A 4,112-nucleotide genomic window follows, 5' to 3' on the forward strand; every position below is an offset into this window, starting at 1 on the left:
TTTATTGAAACGCTAAAGCAGAAATAGCGCTAGATGGTAGGGCTGGATGCATACGGCCGTACGTTCGACTTCAGAAGGAATGCCTGGCGCCAGGGTCAGATCCTTCAGCTCGAAATCCAAAACGGCGATACGTTGCCCGGCAAGGCCGTTCAGACTCGCCAGACATAAAGCCGCTAAAACGATCAACTGTCGTATTCGAAAGTTCATGCGTTCTCCTCCGGATTATGAATCGGATTAAAGAGATGATCTGGATAAATACGGTAAATCAACAGTCCAGGCCTGGTTAAAACTGATTCGGCAAATTGGTTAGAGTGCCCAAGCTTGATTAATGCTGCAGTGGACTGAGGTGCTGCTAATGGCTCTCTCCCGAATGGAGAGAGCGCGTTAGTGTCTTTAGTCGAATAGAATGATTATGAATTGAATAAACTCTACGCAGCAGTTGAGTCAATTGGATCTAATACGCGTTTGAATTTGCGATGTTTAGTCACATGACGCGTAACAGTGCGCCCGGCTCGATCGGTCGCATTGTCAACAGCCGCATACATGTTTTCCTCAACATCATCAATAATTACATCTGATTGATGCGGAATCACTACCTGAATATGACAGCGTTTATCAGCTCCGCCTTTGAGGCCATTATCACTGGAAAGGCGTACGATAATGCGCTGGACGGAATCGTTGCTGCTGATTAAAGCGCTATTGATGCGTTTAACGACATAACGTTTCAACGATTCGGTCAAGGAAAAGTTTCGGGCTTGAATATCAATTTGCATACTGCACTCCTACATGAGTATTACCAGATGAGCTTTTAACTTACCTCTTACTGTACCAAATAAAAAGTCGGATATTTTTTATTAATTGATCGAAATACTCGAACTTTTATGCTTTTTTAAAGAAGCAAACATCTGCCAATGCATCAAATTTGTTGAATATAAAAAAAATCATTCGAGTATTATTTAGTGATCATGTTCTAATTGACTGGAATCAGAGCATTAACTGAGCAATATTTATGATTAATTACAAGCATCTCCATTACTTCTGGATGGTCGCCAAGGAAAAAAGCATTGCCCGAGCCAGCGAGCGTTTGAATCTGACACCACAAACGATCAGTGGGCAACTAAGTTTACTGGAAGAAACGCTAGGTGTGGCTTTATTTGACCGTGTAGGACGCCATCTCGAGCTCACCGATACCGGGCACAGAGTTTTAACTTACGCCGATGAAATCTTTTCGCTAGGCAGCGAATTGGAGAGCATAGTTCACGATAGGCCTACCGAATCGGTATTGACATTCAATGTAGGCATTGCCGACGTCGTGCCTAAATCCATCGCCTATCGCCTGCTGGAGCCAGCCTTGCATATACCTGCCCTGGTACGCATCAATTGCCATGAAAGCAATCTTGACTCGCTGCTGGGCGATCTGGACCAGCACAAGCTGGATCTGGTGATTTCGGACAACCAAGTACCTGCAGATACTAATATCCGGGGCTTCTGTCGACCGATTGGGGAGTCGACGCTGACTTTTTTTGCCGCACCGAAATTGGCAGACACGTTTGAGCAGACATTCCCGACTTGTCTTGATAAGGCTCCGTTGTTATTGCCGGGCAACGCCAGCGGAATAAGGGCTCAGCTTCAGCAATGGTTTGACAGACGGCATATTCATCCGCGCATTGCCGGCGAGTTTGATGATAGCGCACTGATGGAGAAATTTGGCCAGGCCGGCATCGGCATTTTTGCCTTACCGACGGCCATCAAAGAAGAAATAGAAGATAAATGCGAAGTTATTCCCATTGGCGAGGCTGAAGATTTAACCGTTCGGTTCTACGCCATTTCGATGTTGAGAAAAGTATCGCATCCGGCCGTGACGGCCATTACTGCCAAAGCCCGAGGCTGGCTGGCCCGCGGCACGGCAGATTTATAAATGGCTTCACCCTGCGTGAGGAATCTTGCCGGCTGCGGCTTTGCCACCGCAACCGGCAAGAGACTGGACAGTTATGAATCATCAACCTGATCGGCGAGCGTTGTTAACGCTCTAATCAGGTCTGACAGCCTCTCTGAATTTTCCGCGCGCGCTGTCGCGTGGGCGACTTTGCGGCCTTTCCGCGGCGCTTTGTTATAGAGATGCAGGTGCGCGTTCGGAATCTTCAAAACATCGTCGTCAGCCGGCAGGCCGCCGATGAAGTTCACCATAGCCGCCTTGCCGACCGATGCCGTAGAGCCTAATGGCTGATCCAGAATGGCGCGCAGATGATTTTCGAACTGACTGGTTTCAGCGCCTTCAATTGTCCAATGGCCGGAGTTATGCACGCGCGGCGCGAATTCATTGGCGACCAGATTGCCGTCCACGTCGAACAGTTCCAACGCCAGCACGCCGACATAATCCAGCGCTTCCATTAACGCAGAAACGTAAGATTCAGCCAGCTTTTGCAGCGCATCGCCATCGCGGCATTCCGAAATCCGCAAAATGCCGCCGCGATGCAAATTCTCGGATAACGGATAGAAAGCGATAGCGCCTGAAACGTTGCGTGCTGCAATAATGGACACTTCGCGTTTGAATGGCACAAAAGCCTCAATGATAGCCGGCACGCCTTGCAGCGATTCCCAGGCCGGCTCCAGGTCGTCAACCGACTTGAGCACGGACTGGCCTTTACCATCATAGCCCAGGGTGCGGCTTTTCAAAATGGCCGGCCAACCGATGGTCGACATGGCCTGCTTCAGGTCTTCAAGGCTGTCCACAGCCGCGAAAGCCGGAGTCGGAATGCCGATTTCGCGGAAAAAACTTTTCTCGATGAGTCGGTCCTGAGCAACCGCCAGCGCCTTGGGAGCCGGATGCACCTGGGTCCGCGCCGCCAGAAATTCGGCGACATGTGCCGGCACATTCTCAAATTCATAGGTAACAACATCGGCGAGCTCCGCCAGCTGCGCGAGCAAGGCAGGATCACTGTAATCCCCATGCAGATGCTCGCCCAGTTTGTTGGCGCAGGCATCGGCCGATGGGTCCAGAAAAATAAAATCGAGCCCTAACGGATAACCCGCCAATGCAATCATACGCGCCAGCTGCCCGGCTCCAAGAATTCCTACTTTCATACCATATCCTCCCGAGGATCTGAATGCTCAAGCACTGTCTCAGTCTGTTCGCGTCGATAGTCGTTTAATGCGGTTCGGTATTCGTTGTGCTTATTGCTGATAATAGCCGTCGCCAGCAAAGCCGCATTGATGGCGCCTGCTTTGCCGATAGCCAATGTACCGACCGGAATGCCGGCAGGCATCTGAACGATCGATAACAAGGAGTCCATGCCGTTCAATGCTTTAGACTGTACAGGCACACCTAAAACAGGAATGGCGGTTTTCGCCGCTGTCATGCCGGGCAGATGCGCGGCGCCGCCAGCACCTGCGATAATCACTTCCAGGCCTTTAGCTTCTGCCGCTTCTGCATATTGAAACAGTTTGTCCGGCGTCCGGTGTGCCGAAACGACTTCAGCCTCATACGGCACTTTTAGACGATCAAGCGTTTCCGCAGCAAAGCGCATGGTTTCCCAGTCAGAGGTCGAGCCCATAATGATGCCAACCAGTGCTGTCATGTGTTACTCCTTTCAGTATCAGAATAATTCGGACACAACCGGTCCTATGAATAATTAAACCTTAAATTATCGCACAAATGCCGTAATGATGTTTCTTAAGTTTTTGCATAGCCTATAAACCACTATTGGTAAAAACACCGCTCGGGAAATTCGTTATGGTGTCATCGTGAATGCAGCAAAGGCTTACCATACATTTAAAGAGTTTTATCCGTTTTACCTCAGCGGGCACGCCAACCGGATTTCCCGTCGGTTGCACTTTGTCGGTACATCTATAGCCCTGGTGTTGCTCCTGAGCGCCTCCCTCACGTCAATGGGGTGGCTGGTTGCCGTGGCCTTTATACAAGGCTACGCCTTTACCTGGGCAGGGCATTTCTTCTTTGAAAACAACAAGCCCGCCACCTTTGTATATCTCTGGCTCAGCTTTCTGGGTGACTGGCGTATGTGGTGGGACGGCATTGTTAATCTGGTATGGTTTGAGCTAAGCTAATCCATTTTTACCGAGTCAGTGATCATGGTTAGATGCCCCAAATGTAG

6 protein-coding genes are annotated in these 4,112 nt (G+C 49.8%); 2 read left to right on the top strand and 4 right to left on the bottom strand.

What is annotated here, in order from left to right; all coding sequences use genetic code 11:
* Positions 1-12: 12 nt before the first annotated feature.
* Positions 13-207: a hypothetical protein gene (locus tag IT781_RS21410; RefSeq protein ID WP_228779343.1), complete on the bottom strand. Its 195-nt coding sequence runs from the start codon at positions 205-207 to the stop codon at positions 13-15.
* Between the two features lie 221 nt (positions 208-428).
* Complete coding sequence (locus IT781_RS21415; RefSeq protein WP_194972203.1) at positions 429-773, bottom strand: HPF/RaiA family ribosome-associated protein; 345 nt, start codon at positions 771-773, stop codon at positions 429-431.
* 236 nt (positions 774-1,009) lie between these two features.
* On the opposite strand from IT781_RS21415, the gene nhaR reads away from it, so the two are divergent.
* Positions 1,010-1,918: a transcriptional activator NhaR gene (nhaR, locus tag IT781_RS21420; RefSeq protein ID WP_194972204.1), complete on the top strand. Its 909-nt coding sequence runs from the start codon at positions 1,010-1,012 to the stop codon at positions 1,916-1,918.
* Positions 1,919-1,989: 71 nt separating this feature from the next.
* Here the strand turns inward: nhaR and IT781_RS21425 are convergent, their stop codons facing one another.
* Together IT781_RS21425 and purE are read right to left on the bottom strand one after the other, a co-directional pair.
* Positions 1,990-3,084 carry a 5-(carboxyamino)imidazole ribonucleotide synthase gene (locus tag IT781_RS21425; RefSeq protein ID WP_194972205.1) on the bottom strand — a complete coding sequence of 365 codons (1,095 nt, stop codon included), beginning with the start codon at positions 3,082-3,084 and terminating at the stop codon, positions 1,990-1,992.
* Entirely contained in the window at positions 3,081-3,578 is a 498-nt protein-coding gene (gene purE, locus IT781_RS21430) for a 5-(carboxyamino)imidazole ribonucleotide mutase (protein WP_194972206.1), read from the bottom strand. The genes IT781_RS21425 and purE overlap by 4 nt, the downstream gene beginning before the upstream one ends.
* Positions 3,579-3,744: 166 nt before the next feature.
* Between purE and IT781_RS21435 the strand changes: the two genes are divergently transcribed.
* Entirely contained in the window at positions 3,745-4,065 is a 321-nt protein-coding gene (locus IT781_RS21435; RefSeq protein ID WP_194972207.1) for a DUF962 domain-containing protein, read from the top strand.
* Positions 4,066-4,112 lie beyond the last annotated feature (47 nt).

The sequence above is a fragment of the Methylobacter sp. BlB1 genome (assembly GCF_015476545.1).
Lineage (GTDB): Bacteria > Pseudomonadota > Gammaproteobacteria > Methylococcales > Methylomonadaceae > Methylobacter.

Excerpts from the sequence above, each read along its gene's own strand:
- IT781_RS21410 (WP_228779343.1), bottom strand. The coding sequence starts at position 207 with ATGAACTTTCGAATACGACAGTTGATCGTTTTAGCGGCTTTATGTCTG.
- IT781_RS21415 (WP_194972203.1), bottom strand. The coding sequence starts at position 773 with ATGCAAATTGATATTCAAGCCCGAAACTTTTCCTTGACCGAATCGTTG.
- nhaR (WP_194972204.1), top strand. The coding sequence starts at position 1,010 with ATGATTAATTACAAGCATCTCCATTACTTCTGGATGGTCGCCAAGGAA.
- IT781_RS21425 (WP_194972205.1), bottom strand. The coding sequence starts at position 3,084 with ATGAAAGTAGGAATTCTTGGAGCCGGGCAGCTGGCGCGTATGATTGCA.
- purE (WP_194972206.1), bottom strand. The coding sequence starts at position 3,578 with ATGACAGCACTGGTTGGCATCATTATGGGCTCGACCTCTGACTGGGAA.